12 protein-coding genes are annotated in these 16,611 nt (G+C 72.1%); 6 read left to right on the forward strand and 6 right to left on the reverse strand.

The window, feature by feature from the left end; genetic code table 11:
• Positions 1-18: 18 nt before the first annotated feature.
• Genes ACIA8L_RS43065 through ACIA8L_RS43075 form a run of 3 tightly spaced genes read left to right on the forward strand, consistent with a single transcriptional unit; the run spans position 19 to position 6,076 of the window.
• Positions 19-525, forward strand: a complete 507-nt coding sequence (locus ACIA8L_RS43065; protein WP_395913937.1) for a sigma-70 family RNA polymerase sigma factor — start codon at positions 19-21, stop codon at positions 523-525.
• The gene (locus ACIA8L_RS43070; RefSeq protein ID WP_395913939.1) at positions 522-1,607 is read left to right on the forward strand and encodes a hypothetical protein; all 1,086 of its coding nucleotides are present in this window, start codon (positions 522-524) and stop codon (positions 1,605-1,607) included. The genes ACIA8L_RS43065 and ACIA8L_RS43070 overlap by 4 nt, the downstream gene beginning before the upstream one ends.
• On the forward strand, positions 1,604-6,076 hold the full coding sequence (locus ACIA8L_RS43075; RefSeq protein ID WP_395913941.1) for an FtsK/SpoIIIE domain-containing protein: 4,473 nt from the start codon (positions 1,604-1,606) through the stop codon (positions 6,074-6,076). Before ACIA8L_RS43070 ends, ACIA8L_RS43075 begins: the two co-directional genes overlap by 4 nt.
• On the opposite strand, the gene eccCb is transcribed toward ACIA8L_RS43075, so the two are convergent.
• From eccCb to ACIA8L_RS43105, 6 genes are all read right to left on the reverse strand, one after another.
• Positions 6,054-10,469: a type VII secretion protein EccCb gene (gene eccCb / locus ACIA8L_RS43080; RefSeq protein WP_395913943.1), complete on the reverse strand. Its 4,416-nt coding sequence runs from the start codon at positions 10,467-10,469 to the stop codon at positions 6,054-6,056. The two genes, ACIA8L_RS43075 and eccCb, sit on opposite strands and share 23 nt — an antisense overlap.
• Positions 10,470-10,475: 6 nt before the next feature.
• On the reverse strand, positions 10,476-10,847 hold the full coding sequence (locus ACIA8L_RS43085) for a hypothetical protein (RefSeq protein WP_395913945.1): 372 nt from the start codon (positions 10,845-10,847) through the stop codon (positions 10,476-10,478).
• A 113-nt stretch (positions 10,848-10,960) separates the two neighbouring features.
• A complete protein-coding gene (locus tag ACIA8L_RS43090; RefSeq protein WP_395913947.1) occupies positions 10,961-12,121 on the reverse strand; it encodes an epoxide hydrolase family protein in 1,161 nt (386 codons plus the stop codon).
• A gap of 54 nt (positions 12,122-12,175) precedes the next feature.
• Positions 12,176-12,481: a hypothetical protein gene (locus ACIA8L_RS43095; protein ID WP_350617783.1), complete on the reverse strand. Its 306-nt coding sequence runs from the start codon at positions 12,479-12,481 to the stop codon at positions 12,176-12,178.
• A 23-nt stretch (positions 12,482-12,504) separates the two neighbouring features.
• Positions 12,505-13,380: a hypothetical protein gene (locus tag ACIA8L_RS43100; RefSeq protein WP_395913949.1), complete on the reverse strand. Its 876-nt coding sequence runs from the start codon at positions 13,378-13,380 to the stop codon at positions 12,505-12,507.
• A 160-nt stretch (positions 13,381-13,540) separates the two neighbouring features.
• Positions 13,541-14,302 carry a hypothetical protein gene (locus ACIA8L_RS43105; protein ID WP_395913951.1) on the reverse strand — a complete coding sequence of 254 codons (762 nt, stop codon included), beginning with the start codon at positions 14,300-14,302 and terminating at the stop codon, positions 13,541-13,543.
• 279 nt (positions 14,303-14,581) lie between these two features.
• Between ACIA8L_RS43105 and ACIA8L_RS43110 the strand changes: the two genes are divergently transcribed.
• From ACIA8L_RS43110 to ACIA8L_RS43120, 3 genes are all read left to right on the forward strand, one after another.
• Positions 14,582-14,845: a hypothetical protein gene (locus ACIA8L_RS43110; RefSeq protein WP_395913953.1), complete on the forward strand. Its 264-nt coding sequence runs from the start codon at positions 14,582-14,584 to the stop codon at positions 14,843-14,845.
• Positions 14,846-14,910: 65 nt separating this feature from the next.
• Entirely contained in the window at positions 14,911-15,477 is a 567-nt protein-coding gene (locus tag ACIA8L_RS43115) for a DM13 domain-containing protein (RefSeq protein WP_395913955.1), read from the forward strand.
• A 23-nt stretch (positions 15,478-15,500) separates the two neighbouring features.
• On the forward strand, positions 15,501-16,346 hold the full coding sequence (locus ACIA8L_RS43120) for an alpha/beta fold hydrolase (RefSeq protein ID WP_395913957.1): 846 nt from the start codon (positions 15,501-15,503) through the stop codon (positions 16,344-16,346).
• Positions 16,347-16,611: the final 265 nt, after the last annotated feature.

Consider the following 16,611-nt stretch of genomic DNA (forward strand, 5'->3'; position numbering starts at 1 on the left):
AACCGGAAGGAATGTCGCTTGAGCACCGTCGACCGCCCCTGCCTCGGCCACGAGCTGATCCAGCAGCGGCCCGCGCTTCACCGTTACGTCACGTCGCTGGTCGCCGCGGACCCGCACCACGTCGAGGACATCGTCCAGGAGACGCTCCTGCGGGCCTGGCAGGACGCCGACCGGCTGGGCCGCGACGCCCGCCCGATCCGGATGTGGCTGTTCCGCACGGCCCGCAACCTGGTCATCGACGCCTGGCGTAAGCGGCGGGCGGTCCCGGCCGGGCTGACGGCCGAGTTCTTCGCCGACCGGCCCGACGGGATCACCATGGACGAGACCGTCTGCGACCGGGTGGTGCTCACCGACGGGCTGCGTCGGCTGCCGCCCGCCCAGCGGGAGATCCTCGTCCACGTGCACCTGCTCGGCCGGGCCGGTGAGGACGTCGCCGGCGGGCTCGGGATCCCCGCCGGTACCGTCAAAAGCCGCACCCACAACGCGATCCGGGCCCTGCGCAGCGTCCTGGAGCAGGCCGCGTGATCGACCTCTTCACCCGCAACCGCGGCCCCGTCAGCCTGCTCATCGGCGGGCTGGGGCTGCTGGTCCTCGCGCTCATCCTGATCTCCCGGGCGGTGCGCCGGGCCGGCGGCTGGAAGGCCGTCCTCCGCCAGGGGCGGCGCGAGATCGCATTGACCGGGTCCGCGGTGGTCCGGCCCTTCAAGACCTGGCAGCGGTACCGCACAAGCCTGCGCCGCCTCACCGAAGCCCTCCGCGACCAGGCGACCCGCGACGTGGCCCGGCGCGCGCTGAGCGCCGCGGCCACGGGCCCGGGCCAGCCCTACGCGGTGCTCGTCGGGCCGGCGGCCGTCGCCGTCCTGCTGGCCGGCCGCGACCCGGGCGCGCCGGAGCCCCCGTTCGCCGCCGACGACGTCGACCCGCGCCTGTGGTGGGCCGACCGCGACGAGCTCCCGGACGAGGCCGGCGGTGACCCGTTGCCGGTCGCCATGGGCGTGGACGGGCGCCGCGGCCGCGACCTCGTCGTCTACCTCGACCTGCGCACCGGCCCCCGCCTCACCGCCGCCACCGGCGACCCGCGCACGGCCCGGGCCCTGATCCAGGCGCTCGCCGCGCAGCTCGACCACGAATTGCCGGAGGGCCAGGTCCAGATCACCGCGGGCGTCCACGCCGAGTTCGCGGGCCCGGACCCGGACACCGCCCTGGACCGCGATCCGGCGTTCCTCGTCGCGCCCGAGCCGCCGGAGCTCACCGACCCCGAGACCCGGATCCTCGCCATCGGCGGGGCCCGCGGGAGCGCGCGACTCCTCGTGGGCGAGCGCGGCGGCCTGGTCCGCATCGCCGGCGTGCCGATCGACATCGAGACCTCGGCGCTGCCGAAGGCCGTGGCCCGGCTCATCAGCGACCCGGCCCCGCCACTGCCGCCGGCCCCGCCTCCGGCAGTACCCCCGGAGCTGGATTTTCTGGAGCCGGAGTCGGTCACCGGCATCTCCATGACCCGTCCATCCACAGTGGACACGCCGGTCGGGGGCGACGACGACTTCGCCGAGCCCGAGTTCGACAACGCCGCGGTCGGGCGGCCCTCCTCGCAGGGAACCAGCGCATGAAGGTCATGCTCACCGCGTACGACGCCGATGAGGGCACCGCCCGCGACCACGTGGTCGACGTCCCCGACGGCGCGACCGTGCGCGGGCTCGCCGAGGCCGTCGAGGGGCCCGTCGCCGCGGGCGGGCGCCGGGTGTTCCTGGGCGATGACCGGCTCGAGCTCGAGGCGCCCGTGCGCGGCAGCGGCATCCGGCCCGGCGGCACCATCGGCCTCGGCGCACCGGCTCCGGCCGTCCGCGGGGTGCGGACCGACCGCACCGCCGGCGGGCCGCGGCTGGCCGAGATCCACCTGGTGTCCGGGCCCGGGGCCGGCGCGACCTGGCTGCTCGGCGCGGGCAGCTTCGAGATCGGGGCCGACCCTCGGTGCGCGATCCGCCTCGACGGGCCCGGCACGCCGCCCGGCGGGCTGTGGGTGACGGTCGCCCCCGACGGGCGCGCGCACTGGAACCTGACCCGGCCCGACGACACCGTCCGGCCCGCCGGGGTCACACCGCCGCCGGACCCGCACCCGGTCACCGGCCTGCCGACGACCGCCCAGCCCAACCGGCGCAGCCACAACAACGAGCGCTGGTCCGACGGCGACGACCTCGCCGTCGGCCCGGCCCTGCTCCGGCTCAGCGCCCCCGTCGACCCGGACGCCGCCGTCACCGCCGCCGCCGACGGGTTCGGCCTGGACTACAACCGGCCGCCGCGGATCGCCCCGCACCTCGACGCCGAGCGGGTCCGGCTGCCGGTGCCGCCCGGGCGCACGCCCCGCCAGCCGTTCCCGATGCTGCTGCTGCTCGCCCCGATCGTGCTCGGCCTGGTCCTCGTCGGCGTCTTCCACTCGTACTTCTACCTCGTCTTCATCCTGTTCACGCCGGTCATGGCGATCACCAACTGGATGGTCGGGCGCAAGACGAACCGCAAGCAGTTCCAGGAGCAGCACCAGCGCTACACCGAACGCCTGCGCAGCCTGGCCGAGGAGATCGACGCCGCCGTCCGGCGCGAGCGGGACGTGCGGTGCGTCACCGGACCGGACCCGGCGACGACGGGCCTCATCGCCACCGGCCCCGGCGCGCGGCTGTGGGAGCGGCGCCGCCGCGACCCCGACCATCTGCTGCTGCGCCTCGGCACCGTCGACGTGCCGTCGGTGAAGGAGATCGACGACCCGGCCCGCGACGAGAACCACCGCACGGTCCGCTGGACGATCCGCGACGTGCCGGTCGGCCTCGAGCTGCCGGAGTGCGGCGTCCTCGGCGTGGTCGGGGCGCATGAGCCGGTGCAGGCTCTCACCCGCTGGTTCGTGGCCCAGTCGGCGGTCCTGCACAGCCCGCGCGACCTGCGGATCGTGGTGCTCACGAGCCCGGAGCGGGCGGAGAGCTGGGGCTGGGTCCGGTGGCTGCCCCACCTGCGCCCGAGCGGCGCGCACGGCCCGCACGCCGCGATCGGCAACGACCCGGAGAGCATCGCCAACCGGGTCGCCGAGCTCGTCGCCCAGGTCCAGGCCCGGCAGCGGGTCCTCGGCTCGTCGATGGGGCGGGCCATGTTCACCGACCCCGACCTGCTCGTCGTCGTGGACGGCGCGCGGGCCCTGCGGGACGTGCCCGGCATGGTGCAGATCCTGGCCGAAGGGCCCCGGGTGCGGATCTTCAGCGTCTGCCTCGACGAGCACGAGCGGCTGCTGCCCGAGGAGTGCGGCGCGGTCGTCGCCGCCGACACTGTGGGCCTGACGCTGAAGCGGACCGGGACCGCGCCCCTCGAGTCGATCCGGCCCGACCTGGTCCCGGTCCCGTGGTGCGACGGGCTCGCCCGGGCCCTGACCCCGCTGCGGGACGTGAGCCCCGAGCACGACGCCGGGCTGCCCCGCGAGGTGCGGCTGCTCGACCTGCTCGACCAGGAGCCCCCGGACCCGGCCGCGCTCCTGGACCGCTGGCGGCGCCGGCCCGCGTCGACGACGTTCGTGCTCGGCAGCGGCTTCGACGGCCCCCTCGCGCTCGACCTCGTCCGGGACGGCCCGCACGGTCTCGTCGCCGGGACCACCGGCTCCGGCAAGTCCGAGCTGCTGCAGTCGTTCGTCGCCTCGCTCGCCGCGACCAACCGGCCCGACGAGCTCACCTTCGTCCTCGTCGACTACAAGGGCGGCAGCGCGTTCCGGGAGTGCGCGCAGCTGCCGCACACCCTCGGCATGGTCACCGACCTCGACGCCCACCTGGTGCAGCGGGCCATGGACTCCCTCGGCGCCGAGCTGCGCCGCCGGGAGCGGATCCTGGCCGCGGCCGAGGCCAAGGACCTGCCGGCGTACCGCGCGAAACGGGCCGCCGATCCGGCCCTGGCCCGGCTGCCGCGGCTGCTGCTCATCATCGACGAGTTCGCGACCCTCGTGCGGGAGCTGCCCGACTTCGTGCCCGGCCTGATCAGCATCGCCCAGCGCGGCCGGTCCCTCGGCATCCACCTCATCCTGGCCACCCAGCGCCCGGCCGGCGCGGTGACCCCCGACATCAAGGCCAACACCAACCTGCGCATCGCGCTGCGGGTCACCGACACCGTCGAGAGCCAGGACATCATCGACACCGGCGAGGCCGTGCACATCTCACCCGGCACCCCCGGCCGGGCCCTGATCCGCGCCGGGCACCGCAGCGCCGTGCCGTTCCAGGCGGCCTGGGTCGGGGCCGAGCGCCCCGGCGCGGACGCGGACACCGGCCCGGTCGTCGCCGACCGGGTGCGCACCGCCGAACTGTCCTGGCAGCGGCTCGGCCGGCCGGTCGAGCTGCCCGTCGAGGACGCCGACCCGCTGCTGCCCGGCCCCGTCGTCCCGACCGACCTGCAGGCCCTGGTGGAGGCGATCCGGGCCGCGGCCGAGCGGCTCGACGACTTCGTGCCCCAGCCGAGCCCGTGGCTGCCGGCCCTCGAGGACGCCGTGCTGTTGGAAGAGCTTCCGGGGGTACCGTCACCGCCCGGGCGTCACGCGAGCGTCCCACCACCGATCCCGTATGCCCTGGAGGACGTGCCCGCGCTGCAGGAGCGCCGGGTCGCCACGGTCGACCTCGCCACGTTCGGCCACCTCTACGTCGTCGGCGCCCCCCGCTCCGGGCGCACCCAGGTCCTGCGCACCATCGCGGCGTCCGCGGCCCGCAAGGCCTCCGTCGCCGACGTGCACATGTACGGCATCGACGCCGCCGGCGGTGGCCTGGCCGCCCTCGACACGCTCCCGCACTGCGGGGCCGTGGTGTCCCGGCACGACATGGAGCGCCTCGAGCGGCTCCTGCGCCGGCTCGGCCGCGAGCTCACCGAACGCCAGGAGCGCTGCGCCGACGCCAACGCCGCCGGCCTCGTGGAGCTGCGCCGCCGCGTGCCGGAGCGGGACCGCCCGCCGCACATCCTGGTCTTCATCGACGGCTGGGACGCCCTGGCCCCGATCCTCGACGAGCACGACCAGGGCCGGCTCCTCACCGACATCACCCGCCTGGTCCGCGAGGGCGCCGCCGCCGGCATCCACGTCATCGCCACCTCGGAACGCGCCCTGCTCGGCGGCCGGCTCGCCGCCCACAACGACCACAAGCTGCTCCTGCGCCAGGCCGACCGCAACGACTACCAGCTGGTCGGCATCCTGCCGAGCAAGGTCCCCGGCACGATCGTCGCCGGCCGCGGCTGGCACGTGCTCAGCCGCACCGAGACGCAGGTCGCGCTCCTGGACCGGGACGACAGCGGCCAGGCCCAGGCGGAGGCGATCCGGCGCATCGGGACGCGCCTCACGGGCAGTACCGATGCCGCGTCCGCTCCTTTCCCGGTAGCACCGTTGCCGGGCCGCGTCGACTTCACCACCGCCTACGAGATGGTCCCGCCGGAGCAGCGCCGCCCCATGCAGGCCCTGCTCGGCATCGGCGGCGACGAGGGCGGCCCGGTGCTCGTCGACCTGACCGCCACCTCCGCGTTCTTCGTCGGCGGCCCCGCCGGCGCGGGCCGCAGCAACGCCCTGTCCGCGATGGCCGTCTCCCTGCTGACCAGCGGCACCGGCCTGGTCGTGCTGACCCCGCGCGACTCACCGCTGCGGGCCCTGGGCCGCCAGCCGAGGGTCCGCCTCTTCGACGCCCCCGACCCGCCCGCCGACGCGATCGCCGCCGCCATGGACGAGCTGACCGGCCCGGTCGTCGTAATAGTCGACGACGCCGACCTGCTCACCGCCCCCGCCGCCGACAAGGTCCTCCGCGACGTGGCCGCCGGCGGCCGCGACAAATCCCGGGCCGTCGTCTACGCCGGCTCCGCCGACGCCCTGTCCGTAGCCCTCGGCAGCTGGCTCACCGCCGCCCGCCGCTCCCGCCGCGGCCTCCTGCTCACCCCCCGCTCGATCACCGAGGGCGACGCCATCGGCACCCGCCTCGTCACCAGCCAGATCCGCACGGCCGCCCCACCGGGCCGAGCCTTCACCGGCGGCCCCACGGGCGTGGCGATCGCCGTCCAGATCCCCCTCACCCTCCTGCGGGAGGACTAGGCGGCTCGTCCCAGGCGACCTGGATGAGTTGCGGCTGGTCGTTGCGGCGGACCAGGAACCCACGGCCCGGGGGCTGCGGGCCGGGCTTGAGCGTCCCGAACAACTGGCCCTCCTCGCGGCTGCCGGACATCTGCAGGCCGGGAGCGTCGATCTCGCGCAGCCGTTGGATCACGGGCTCGTAGAGCGCCCGTGCCGCGCCACCGGTACGCCGGGCGACGATCAGGTGCAGGCCGACGTCGCGGGCCTGGGGCAGCAGGTCGATCAGCGCGGCGACCGGATTGCCGCCCGGGGCGGAGACGAGGTCGTAGTCGTCGATCAGGACAAACACCTTCGGCCCCCGCCACCAGTTGCGGCGGCGCAGCTGCTCCGGGGTGACGTCAGCGCCGGGCAGGCGGTTGTCGATGGCCTGGCGGACCGAGGCGAGCGTATCGGTGAGGGCCGGCCCGGAAGGCGAGTAGACCAGCTGATACTCGGCCGGAAAGGCGCCGAGCAGCCCTCGCCGGTAGTCACCGACCACCAGCTTCGCTTCGTCCGATGTGTACCGGTCCATGATCTGATGGCCGATGAGCCGCAGCAGGTTGGTCTTGCCGGACTCCGCATCGCCGAACACGATCAGGTGCGGTTCGGCGTCGAAGTTCAGGTATACCGGGGCGAGCTGCGCTTCGTTGATGCCGATCGGAATACCCGGCTGCTCGCGGTCGGTGATCCGGGCCAGGTCGGCCACGGGCAGCAGACGGGGCAGCAGTCGCACCTTCGGGGCCAGCGGGTGCGGCCACGCGGCGGCGATGTGCGCCGCCGCGTCGGCCGTCGCCTCACGCAGGTCATCGGCGGAGTCCTTGCCGTCCAGGCGGGGCAGGGCCGCCACGAAATGTAGCCTGTCCGCGGTCAGACCCCGCCCGGGCCGCATCGCGGGGACGTTCAGCGCCGCGCGCCGGTCGATCTCCGACTCGCTGGGGTCGCCGAGGCGCAGCTCCAGCCGGGTCCCGAGCAGGTCGCGCAGGCTCGCCCGGATATCGGCCCAGCGGGTGGCCGCGACGATGACGTGGACGCCGAAGTTCAACCCGCGCGCGGCTACGGCGGTAGCCGTCAGGGCCAGCTCCTCGTACTCCTGACGCAGCGCGTCCCAGCCGTCGATCACGAGGAAGACGTCGCCGAACTGGTCATCGGTGACCTCACCGGTCTGCCGTCGGCGCTGATAGTCGGCCATCGAGTCGATTTTGAGCCGGGCAAAGCGCACCTCCCGCTCATCCAGCACGGCGTTGACTTCAGCCACGGTACGGCGAACCTTCTCAACCTCGTGACGGCGCGCCACCCCGGACACATGCGGCAGCCCGTCGAGGCTTTGCAGACCACCACCGCCGAAGTCGAGACAGAAGAACTGTGTCTCGTACGGAGTCCGGAGCATCGCCAGCGACAGCAGCAGCGAGCGAACCAGGGTGCTCTTGCCCGATTGTGGACTGCCGACAATCGCTACGTTGCCGCCGCCACCGTCGAGCGGCAGCAGCAGCACGTCGCGGCGCTGCTCGAACGGCCGGTCGACCAGGCCCACCGGAACACCCGGCAAGCGGCCGGGCGCCGACTGCGGAATGGTCGTCTGCAGCAGCTTGTCGAGGCTGGGCGAGACGTCGAGCGGCGGCAGCCAGATCTGATGGGCCGGCCGTTGCTGCCCATGCAGCTGGGCGACGAGCAGGTCGAGCGCCGACCAGGACGCCGTGTCGGCGGTGGGCTGCAGGCCAAGGGCCGTCTGCAGGTCCCGATCGAGCGGCTCGGAGACGTAGGCCGCGCGGAAGCGCAGCATCGTGCTGGCGTCCACCTTGAGGTAGCCGTTGCCGGGCGCGGCGGGCAGCTCGTAGGCATCCGGCACGCCGAGGACGATCCGGCTCTCCAGCGGCGAGAATGTCCGCAAGCCGATCCGATACGACAGGTTGGTGTCCAGACCCCGCAGCTTGCCCTCCTGCAGCCGCTGCGACGCGAGCATCAGATGCACGCCGAGGGATCGGCCCAAGCGGCCGATCTGCAGGAACAGGTCGAGGAAGTCGGGCTTGTCCTGCAGCAGCTCGCTGAACTCGTCGCAGATCACCATCAGGCTGGGCAGCGGTCCGAGCGGCTCACCGGCCAGCCGGGCCTGCTCGTACTCGTGCCGGTTGACGTAATTGCCGGCCGATCGCAGCAGTTCCTGGCGGCGTACCAGCTCGCCCCGGAGGGCCTCCTGCATGCGGTCGATGCCGGACAGGTCGTGCCGCAGGTTGGTGATGACGGCACTGGTGTGCGGCAGCGCCGCCATTGGGGCGAAGGTCGCGCCGCCCGTGTAGTCGATGAGGACGAAGTTGACGTCCTCGGAGGAGTGCTCGGCCGCCAGTCCGGCAACGATGCTCCGCAACAGCTCGCTCTTGCCCGCACCGGGCGCACCGACGACCAGTCCGTGCGGGCCCATCCCCCCGTGCGCCGCCTCGTTGAGGTCCAACTCAACCACGGCACCGTCGATGCCGACACCCAGCGGGACGCGGAGCCGCACGTGCCCGGCCCGGCGGGGGCGGCTCCGGCCGATGTGTTCGAGCCGTTCGATGCCGAGCAGTCGCAGCAGACTCACCGGCTGGGCGAGTCCCGGATGTGCGGCCGCCGAAGGCGGACGAGCGGACGGCTGCGGGGTCCGTTGCGCGGTGTCGTCGCCGAGCACCCGCAGCACCTTCTCCGGCTCGGCGAGCGGCGTGCGCGACGACGGCGGCGTGTCCGGCCCGGCCCGCTCCTGCCATTGCCATGCCTGTACCACTCGCAGCAACAGGTCGCGCGCGCCGTCGTCATGACCGGACCCGGCGGCCGAGCGCTCCGGTGGCGGATCGGCCCGAATATCGGGCAGCGCGATGCGGAACACCTGACCGTCCCGAACCGCCCATCCGGGCCGGCCGTGCGGCAGGCGAAGGCGCCGTTCGGTGGGTGACTGGCCCGGTGCCGCACCGCCGGCCCGCAGCTCGATCCGGGTGTGCGCGAGCTCGATGATGTCCTCCGGCAGATCTTCCCAGCGTCGCGCCGAGATGATGACGTGGGTCGCGTAGTCGAGGCCGCTGTTCGCGATCTCCAGTACCTCCGCGGCGAAGGCCGGGAATCGCTCGTTGAACTCACGCCACCGGTCGATGACGAGGAAGACGTCAGGGTGCGGTCCGCCGGCCCCGAGTTGCGCCCGCAGCCGGCGCAGCCGGCTGGCCGACTCGATGTTCATGGCGCGGAACATGCGCTTGCGGGATGCGATGCACTCACGCACCTCAGCGAGTATCGCGTTGACCTGATCGTGTTCGTCGTCGCCGGCCACGTGGCGGATGTGTCGCAGCTCGCGGAGCGAGCCCAGCCGGTTACCGCCGGACTCCAGGCAGTAGAAGGCGACTTCGTCCGGCGTGTGGGTGAGGACGGTCGAGGTGATGAAGGTCTGCAGCAGCGTGCTCTTGCCGCTGCCCGAGCCGCCGACCAGCACGATGTTGCCGTCCTGCCCGGCCAGGTCGAGGGCGACCACCTCGCCGGGCGGCAGCCCCGGCCGGAACGCGCGGCCGATCGGCACCAGCAGCGGCCCGCGCCCGCGCCACTCGACCGCGCAGAGTGACACGTCGCCGGTCGCGGCCAGCTCACCCAGCAGGTCCGCGAGGCGGACCGTGCTGCTGTCGGCGTCCGCGCGGTATCGGATGCCGGGCACCCGGGCGAGGAAGACGTCGTCCTCCACACTCCCGTGCGTGGTCGGCGTCTGCCACGCCGTGTGCTTGGGCAGCTCGGCGCGGACGTAGCGGCCCAGGTCCTCGGGGGTGACGAAGCCCCGTCCGATCAGATCGGCCGCTCCGGTGCTCAACCCCGCGACGAGCACCTCGGTGAACGCCGAGCGGTCGCGACTGCTGCCGGCGTCCTCGGCCTGCTCGACGGCGTTCGTGGCCGTCAGGACGTATCGCCCGCTGCCGGCCTTCAGCTCCTGGTTGACGTTGACCTCGGCGGCTTTCCCGGCCAGGACGTAGGCTCCGCTGTAGCAGCAGTCGAGCAGGATCACGGTGCTCGCCGCGTCGCTCTCCTCCAGCAGCTCACGCAGCCAGGACGCGGAGATCGCGGTCGCCGCGAGCTGGGTCGGCTCGGAGTCGCGGACGGCAAGGAACAGCCGCCCCCGGCTGGAGAGCTGACCATGTCCGGAAAAATAGATCACGACCAGGTCGCCGGGGCCGGCGGCGCCGAGCGCGTCGGCGATGGCCCGTTCGACGGTGGTCTTGTTCTCGTCGCGCAGCAACTCGACCCGGTCGAACGCGCCGATCTCCGGATTGAGCAGGATCACCCGCAGCTCGGCGGCCTCGTCGACCGGCGCCACGAGCTTCGGCAGATGAAGGTAGCCGCTGTTGGCTACGAGGACCGCCAACCGCTGCCCCATGGTCATTCAGTCCTTCGGGGGCCGCAACCCGGGCAGCCGGTCGAGCGCCGCGCCGATCTCCTTGGCGGTGCCCTGCACCACGACCTCGTCGTCACCGCATTTGATCTTGACTATCCCCGCGCGGCGGTGCTCGATCCACACGCGCAGGACAGTCGCGAGCGCCTTGACGGTCGTCGCCGAGAACACACCGGTCAACGCCAGCTTCCCCAGCTCGACCGCGCCGTTCGATTTCATCCCGGGCAACGGCTCCGCGGGCCACGGATGCGCTCCGAGCCGGGCCCGCTGCCTGATCTCGGCGGCCAGCTCGCGAGCCATCGCATCAAGTTCAGCCGGGCGAATTCCGGGATAGCCGGAAATGACGAGCTCGGCATCCGTCATGAGTATCCTTTCCGGCGGCCGACTTCGGACCACGTATCGGCACAAGAATCCTGCCACCTAGCGGGCGAAGAAGCCATCGGCAGATCGACGACGACCACAGCCACTCGAACGATTCATTCCGACTCCGGCGTGATCGAGCCCGAGACGGCCGCCCGGAAGGGGCGGAAGAAGTCGCGGAGCTCCTGGGCGTAGATCTCGGGCTGTTCGAACGGGGCGAAGTGGCCGCCCCTCGGGTGTTCGGTGACGCGGACCGTGTTCGCGATGCGGTCCAGCCACGCGCGGGGCGGGCGGACCAGGTCGCCCGGGTAGAGCGAGAAGCCGGACGGGACCTCGACGCGGCGGGCGTGCTGGGCGAGCGGGATGTCGCCGTTCACGTGGTACATCCGCATCGACGAACCGATCGTGCCGGTCAGCCAGTAGATGGTGATGTTGGTGAGGATCTCGTCCTTCGTGTAGACGGACTCCAGGTCGCCGCCGCAGTCGCTCCAGCTGCGCAGCTTCTCCACGATCCAGGCGGCCAGGCCGGCCGGGGAGTCGGTGAGGCCGGCGGCGGCGGTCTGCGGCTTCGTGCGGTGCATGGCGGCGTAGGCGCCCTCGGCCGCGCCCCACGCCGCCGCCCCGTCGAGGAACTCCCGCTCCGGCGCGGCCAGGTCGGCCCGGTCGCCGGTGTAGACGGGCAGGCCGGCGTCCATGCGGTGCACGGCGATCACGCGGTCCGGGTGGTCGAGCGCCAGATACCGGCTCACGCCGCTGCCGATGTCACCGCCCGCGGCGCCGAACCGCGGGTAGCCGAGCTCGGTCATCAGCCCGGCCCAGCGGCCCGCCACGGCGATCGTGTTCGGGGGCGGGCCGGTCGGGCGGTCGGAGTACCCATATCCGGGCATGTCCGGGACGACGACGTCGAAGGCATCCGCCGGGTCACCCCCGTGGGCGCCGGGGTCCGTCAAGAGCGAGATGACTTTGGTGTACCGCCAGAAGCTGTCCGGCCACCCGTGGCTCAGGACGAGCGGGAAGGCGTCGGCGGTGCCCGCCTTGGCGTGGACGAAGTGGATGCCGTCCGTTTTGTAGCGGGGCAGGGCGTTGAGCGCGGCCTCCCGGGCCGGCCAGTCGAAGCCGTCGGCCCAGTATTCGACGAGCTCGCGCAGGTAGGCCGGGTCCGTGCCGAGCGACCACCCGGCGTCTTCCGGCGCGTCCGGGAAGCGGGTCGCCCGCAGCCGGGCCCGCAGGTCGTCGAGTTCGGCGGGCGTGGCCCGCGGCCGGAACGGCTGGATCATGCTCCGAACGTACCCCGCCGGCCCCGGTTCGTCGCCGGGGCCGGCGAACGGGCGTCAGCTGCCGGCGGAGCGGATCTTCCCGGCCATGTCGGTGTCCATCTCCTCCATCGAGGTCCGGATGTCCCGGAACTGCTTCGCGAAGTCGTTGATGCCCTTCATCGCGGCGAGCAGCGAGGTGTTGAACTTCTCGTAGGACTCCTTCATCGCCGGGCTCGACTGCTGGAACACGAGGCCGTCCTCGAGCAGGTTGGACACGTCGCTGCGCAGCGACTCGAGCATCGGCAGGATGTCGCGGACGGCACCGTCGAGGCGGGTCGACGTCGCCTCGATCTTCTCGTAGTCGAGTGAGATGTTGGGCATGTGCTTGCGCTCCTCAGATCTACTTAAAACGCTGGCGGGTAGTACGTGTCGTCCTCGGGGCTGGTCTTGCTGGTCTCGTCCCACTTCGCGTACCGGTCCGGCCGCGAGTACTCGGTCACCGTGCCGTCCGGCTCGCTGACGGTCATGGTGCCGCCGCCGCCCGGGTTCAGGGCGATGACGGTGTGCGTGGTCTTGCCGTCCCCGTCGGTGGTGTCGGTCGTCGACGAGCCGTTGTCACCGGTCGTGGTCACCGAGTGCGTCTTGCTCCCGTCGCTGAACACGGTGTCGGTGGTGTAGTTCTTGCCGCCGTCGCTGTAGGTGGTCGTGGAGGTGTACTTCTGATCGCCGTTGACGACCGTCGTCTCCTCTTTGATCACGTTGTTGTGCTCGTCCAGCGTCAGGTGGGTGTGCACCGACCCGGTCGAGGTGTTGATCGTCATGTCGGTGGGCGGCGCACCGGGATCGGTGGCGGAGCAGAAGTCGGGCATCTTCCCGTCGGACCCGGGCACACAGTCAGCCCGATGCCCCTGCAGGTAGTCCCACTCGGCCTTCTTGTCCTTCCACCGGTCGAGGTCGAGGGTGGACCCCATCATGCCCATCCCGTCGGCGATCTGCGCGTCGACGTCGAAGTACCCGTCCGCCACGGCCCCGAAGATGTCCCCGAGCTCACGCAGGTCGTCTTCGGCTTTGCTCATGGGATGCTGGGCCCGCAGGTAGAGGCTGCGGAAACTCTCCGCGAGGCCATCGTTGCCGAACACGGTGTCGGTCTCGCCGTATTCGAGGCTGCCCACCTGCGAGAACACGGTGTCCCCGAGCTTGGGCCCGATCCGGTCCGCGAGGTCGTGCAGGTCTTTGCGAGCCTGATGCAACAGTCCATAGTCGATCGCGAAGTCGGGCACGACACACTCCTTGGCTGGACCCCTTACTCAGGACTCCCGCCAAGACCACGTCCGACCCCCGCACCCGGTTCAGTAACTCCTGCTCGCAACCTCGCGACCGGGAACACTCCGCCTCCACCACCGCGACAGCGCCGCAGCCTTCGACCACACCAACCCCTACCTACACATGACCACGCACGCTGTCCGCAGGAATCCGGTTCGCTTCGGGACCCGGACCGGCCCGATCGCCGACCGGCAGCACGGTCAGCACGTCGCCGGCGCCCAGGCCGACGGAGAGGAGCGTTCGGGCATCACGCTGGGTCATGGAGATCGGGCTGTCCAGACGGATCAGGTTCTCGTCGTCATCGCGTTTCGCGAGGACCCAGGCCTCTCCGTAGGTGTACGCACGAACGTGGTCCGAGATCGCGAACCATATCTGGTCCAGGAGCTCCTCGACGGTCGTGTCCCGGCCGACGGGCACGAAGACCTGCGGGCGCATCAGCGCGATGAGGTCGAGTCGCACTAGCACACCGCCCTGGATCAGCTCGCGCCGGGCCTCGGCGACGGCCGCCGTGGTGATCTCGTGGATTTCGGAGGCCTCGATGTACTTTTCGGCCCCGATCCGGTCCAGTGCCGAGGCCGCCGCCGTGGCCGCCGCGACGTCCACCGACTGGATAGAGGTAACGGTGACCGTCGACGGGCTGCGCATCGCATTCACGAACGACTCGACGGGCGTGTGGCGTGAGAAGTCGCCCGGCGCGTAGAGCACGAACGGCCGTTTCCAGAGGATCACGAACAGCCCGACCGCGATCAGAACCGGGAAGGCGACCGAGAAGATCGCGAACAGACCCTGGACCCAGCCGCTCGTGCTCGCGGCCGCCACGCCCGCCGTCAGCTCGGACAGGCCGAGGAACAATGACACGATCCAGAGCGGATTCACCACGCGTGGCGGCCGACTCTGATGGAAGGGCGCAGTTGTCACGAATTCCCCTCAGCTGGGCGCGAGCAGCTCAGGCACGAAACCGTGTACCACGGTACTGACCGCGCGAAGGCCGCGGAACCGGACGTTCCGGCGAACCTTTTCGGGCGCGGCTGGGTGCGCATGCGGCGACGGAGCGGCGGACGCTCACGACGCTTGCGGCACACGTGCACACTGCAATCCACCGGTCCGGCAGCACGCTGGACTTCGGGATGTGGTGGCGCGCACCGGCGAGGGGCAGATGTGGATGACGGCGGCGGGTCGGACTCCTACGGCGCGGTCGACGACCAGCAGAGCTTCGACCCGGCATCGAGGTTCGTGCGGCACCGCCTGGTGTCGGCTGTCCGTACGTGCTCCGTTCTGGTGATGTTCTTCGCCTGGACCCCGTTCACCCTCCTCGTCGACGACGGCCACACGTTCGGTGGCTGGTGGGTGGTCCTGCTCGTGGTGTGGCTGTCGTGCACCGCGTTCGTCGCTGTCGTCGCGGCCATCGAGAAGTGGGCCTGACAGCCGGCCCGTTCGTCACGGTTCGGTAAGGGTCTGGACGGGCGATTTCGCGGTGTACTGAGCCGGTGATGACGCGTCTGTTCCGCCGGCCGCTGGTCTGGTTTGTCGCGCCGGCGTTGGTGTTGCTGCTCGGTGCGGGGCTCTTCTGGTTTCAGCCGTGGAAGCTCGTGACCGACAACGAGGTCAACGAGCCCCTCGCGGCCGTGCCGAGCGCGGTCGGCAGCCCGGAGGTGGCGGCCGCACCCCAGGTGTCGGCGTCCGCGCCACCGGCCGGGCCGGCGGTGGTGCGGCAGGGAGCGTTCGTCAGCCACGAGCACGACACGAAGGGCCTGGCCCGGGTCGTGCGCGACGCCGACGGCGCCCACTCCCTGGAGCTGGTCGGCCTCGACACGTCCAACGGCCCGGACCTGCGGGTCTGGCTCTCCGACCAGCCCGTGCGGGCCGGAACCGACGGGTGGCGGGTCTTCGACGACGGCAACTGGGTCGAACTCGGCCGCCTCAAAGGTAACCGCGGCGACCAGCGGTACGCCATCCCGGCGGCGACGGACCTGCAGCAGTACCAGAGCGTCACCATCTGGTGCAAGCGCTTCTCCGTCTCCTTCGGCGCGGCCGCCCTGGCGCCCGCCGGCTGACACCGAAGGGTAGCGTCGACGCCGTGGAGGCGTTCTCGCGCAACGGGCTGCGGTTCCAGGTGGTGGACGAGGGGCCGGCGGGCGCTGACGCGGTGGTGCTCCTGCACGGGTTTCCCCAGAGTTCGCGGTCGTGGGCCGGTGTGTCCCGGCGTCTGGTCGCGGCCGGCTATCGGGTCATCGCACCGGACCAGCGCGGCTACCACCCGCAGTCGAGGCCCCGGGCCCGGCGGTCGTACCGGCTCCAGGAGCTCGTGGCCGATGTGGTGGCCCTCGTCGATGCCGCGGGCGTCGACCGGGTGCACCTGGTCGGGCACGACTGGGGCGGCGGGGTCGCGTGGATGGTCGCCGCCATGCGGCCCGATCGCCTGCGCACCCTCACCGCCGTCTCCGCTCCGCACCCGCGTGCGGTGGTGAACGCCATGGTGACCAGCCAGCAGTTCCTGCAGGCCTGGCACGTCGGGTTCTTCCAGCTGCCGTGGCTGCCGGAGGCGGCGATCCGAGCGCGCGGCGGCCGATACGCCATGGCGATGCTCAAGCGGTCCGGCCTCGACGACGACCTGGCGAAGGAGTACGCCGACCGGCTCCTCGCCGACCCCGGCCGCCTCGCCGCCATGCTGCGCTGGTATCGCGCCATGCCCCTCGACACCGCCACCGGCCTGCGCACCGGCGCCGTCACCGTCCCGACGACGTACGTCTGGAGCACCGGCGACATCGCCATCGGGCGCCGGGCCGCGGAGCTGACCGGCCGGTGGGTGACCGGCCCGTTCGACTTCAAGGTGCTCGCGGGCGTCTCGCACTGGATCCCCGAGCAGGCACCGGACGAACTGGCCGCACACATCCTGGACCGGATCGGCTGGAGCGACCGGTAAAGGAGCGCGCTGCCCGCCCTCTGCCACCATCGCTCTTCGGCGGAGACCCCGAAACCCGAAAAGTTCGAGCCAGGAACGACCCGCCGCCGGGCCGGTTCTCGTCGGTTGACGATGTGTTGCTCAACGCGGCCGGGGCCGGACTCGCAGCAGTCCGGTCGCGCCGTTGGTGGTGGCCGCACGCAGGGCGACCCAATTGGGTATGAGCTGCGGGCGGGGATCGTGCGGGGGTGCGGGTGGAGGCGAAGCCTTCCCCGCCGCGAGCGAA

The sequence above is a fragment of the Dactylosporangium sp. NPDC051541 genome (genome assembly GCF_044454505.1).
Taxonomy (GTDB): Bacteria; Actinomycetota; Actinomycetes; order Mycobacteriales; family Micromonosporaceae; genus Dactylosporangium.

Excerpts from the sequence above, each read along its gene's own strand:
- ACIA8L_RS43075 (WP_395913941.1), top strand. The coding sequence starts at position 1,604 with ATGAAGGTCATGCTCACCGCGTACGACGCCGATGAGGGCACCGCCCGC.
- eccCb (WP_395913943.1), bottom strand. The coding sequence starts at position 10,469 with ATGGGGCAGCGGTTGGCGGTCCTCGTAGCCAACAGCGGCTACCTTCAT.
- ACIA8L_RS43085 (WP_395913945.1), bottom strand. The coding sequence starts at position 10,847 with ATGACGGATGCCGAGCTCGTCATTTCCGGCTATCCCGGAATTCGCCCG.
- ACIA8L_RS43090 (WP_395913947.1), bottom strand. The coding sequence starts at position 12,121 with ATGATCCAGCCGTTCCGGCCGCGGGCCACGCCCGCCGAACTCGACGAC.
- ACIA8L_RS43095 (WP_350617783.1), bottom strand. The coding sequence starts at position 12,481 with ATGCCCAACATCTCACTCGACTACGAGAAGATCGAGGCGACGTCGACC.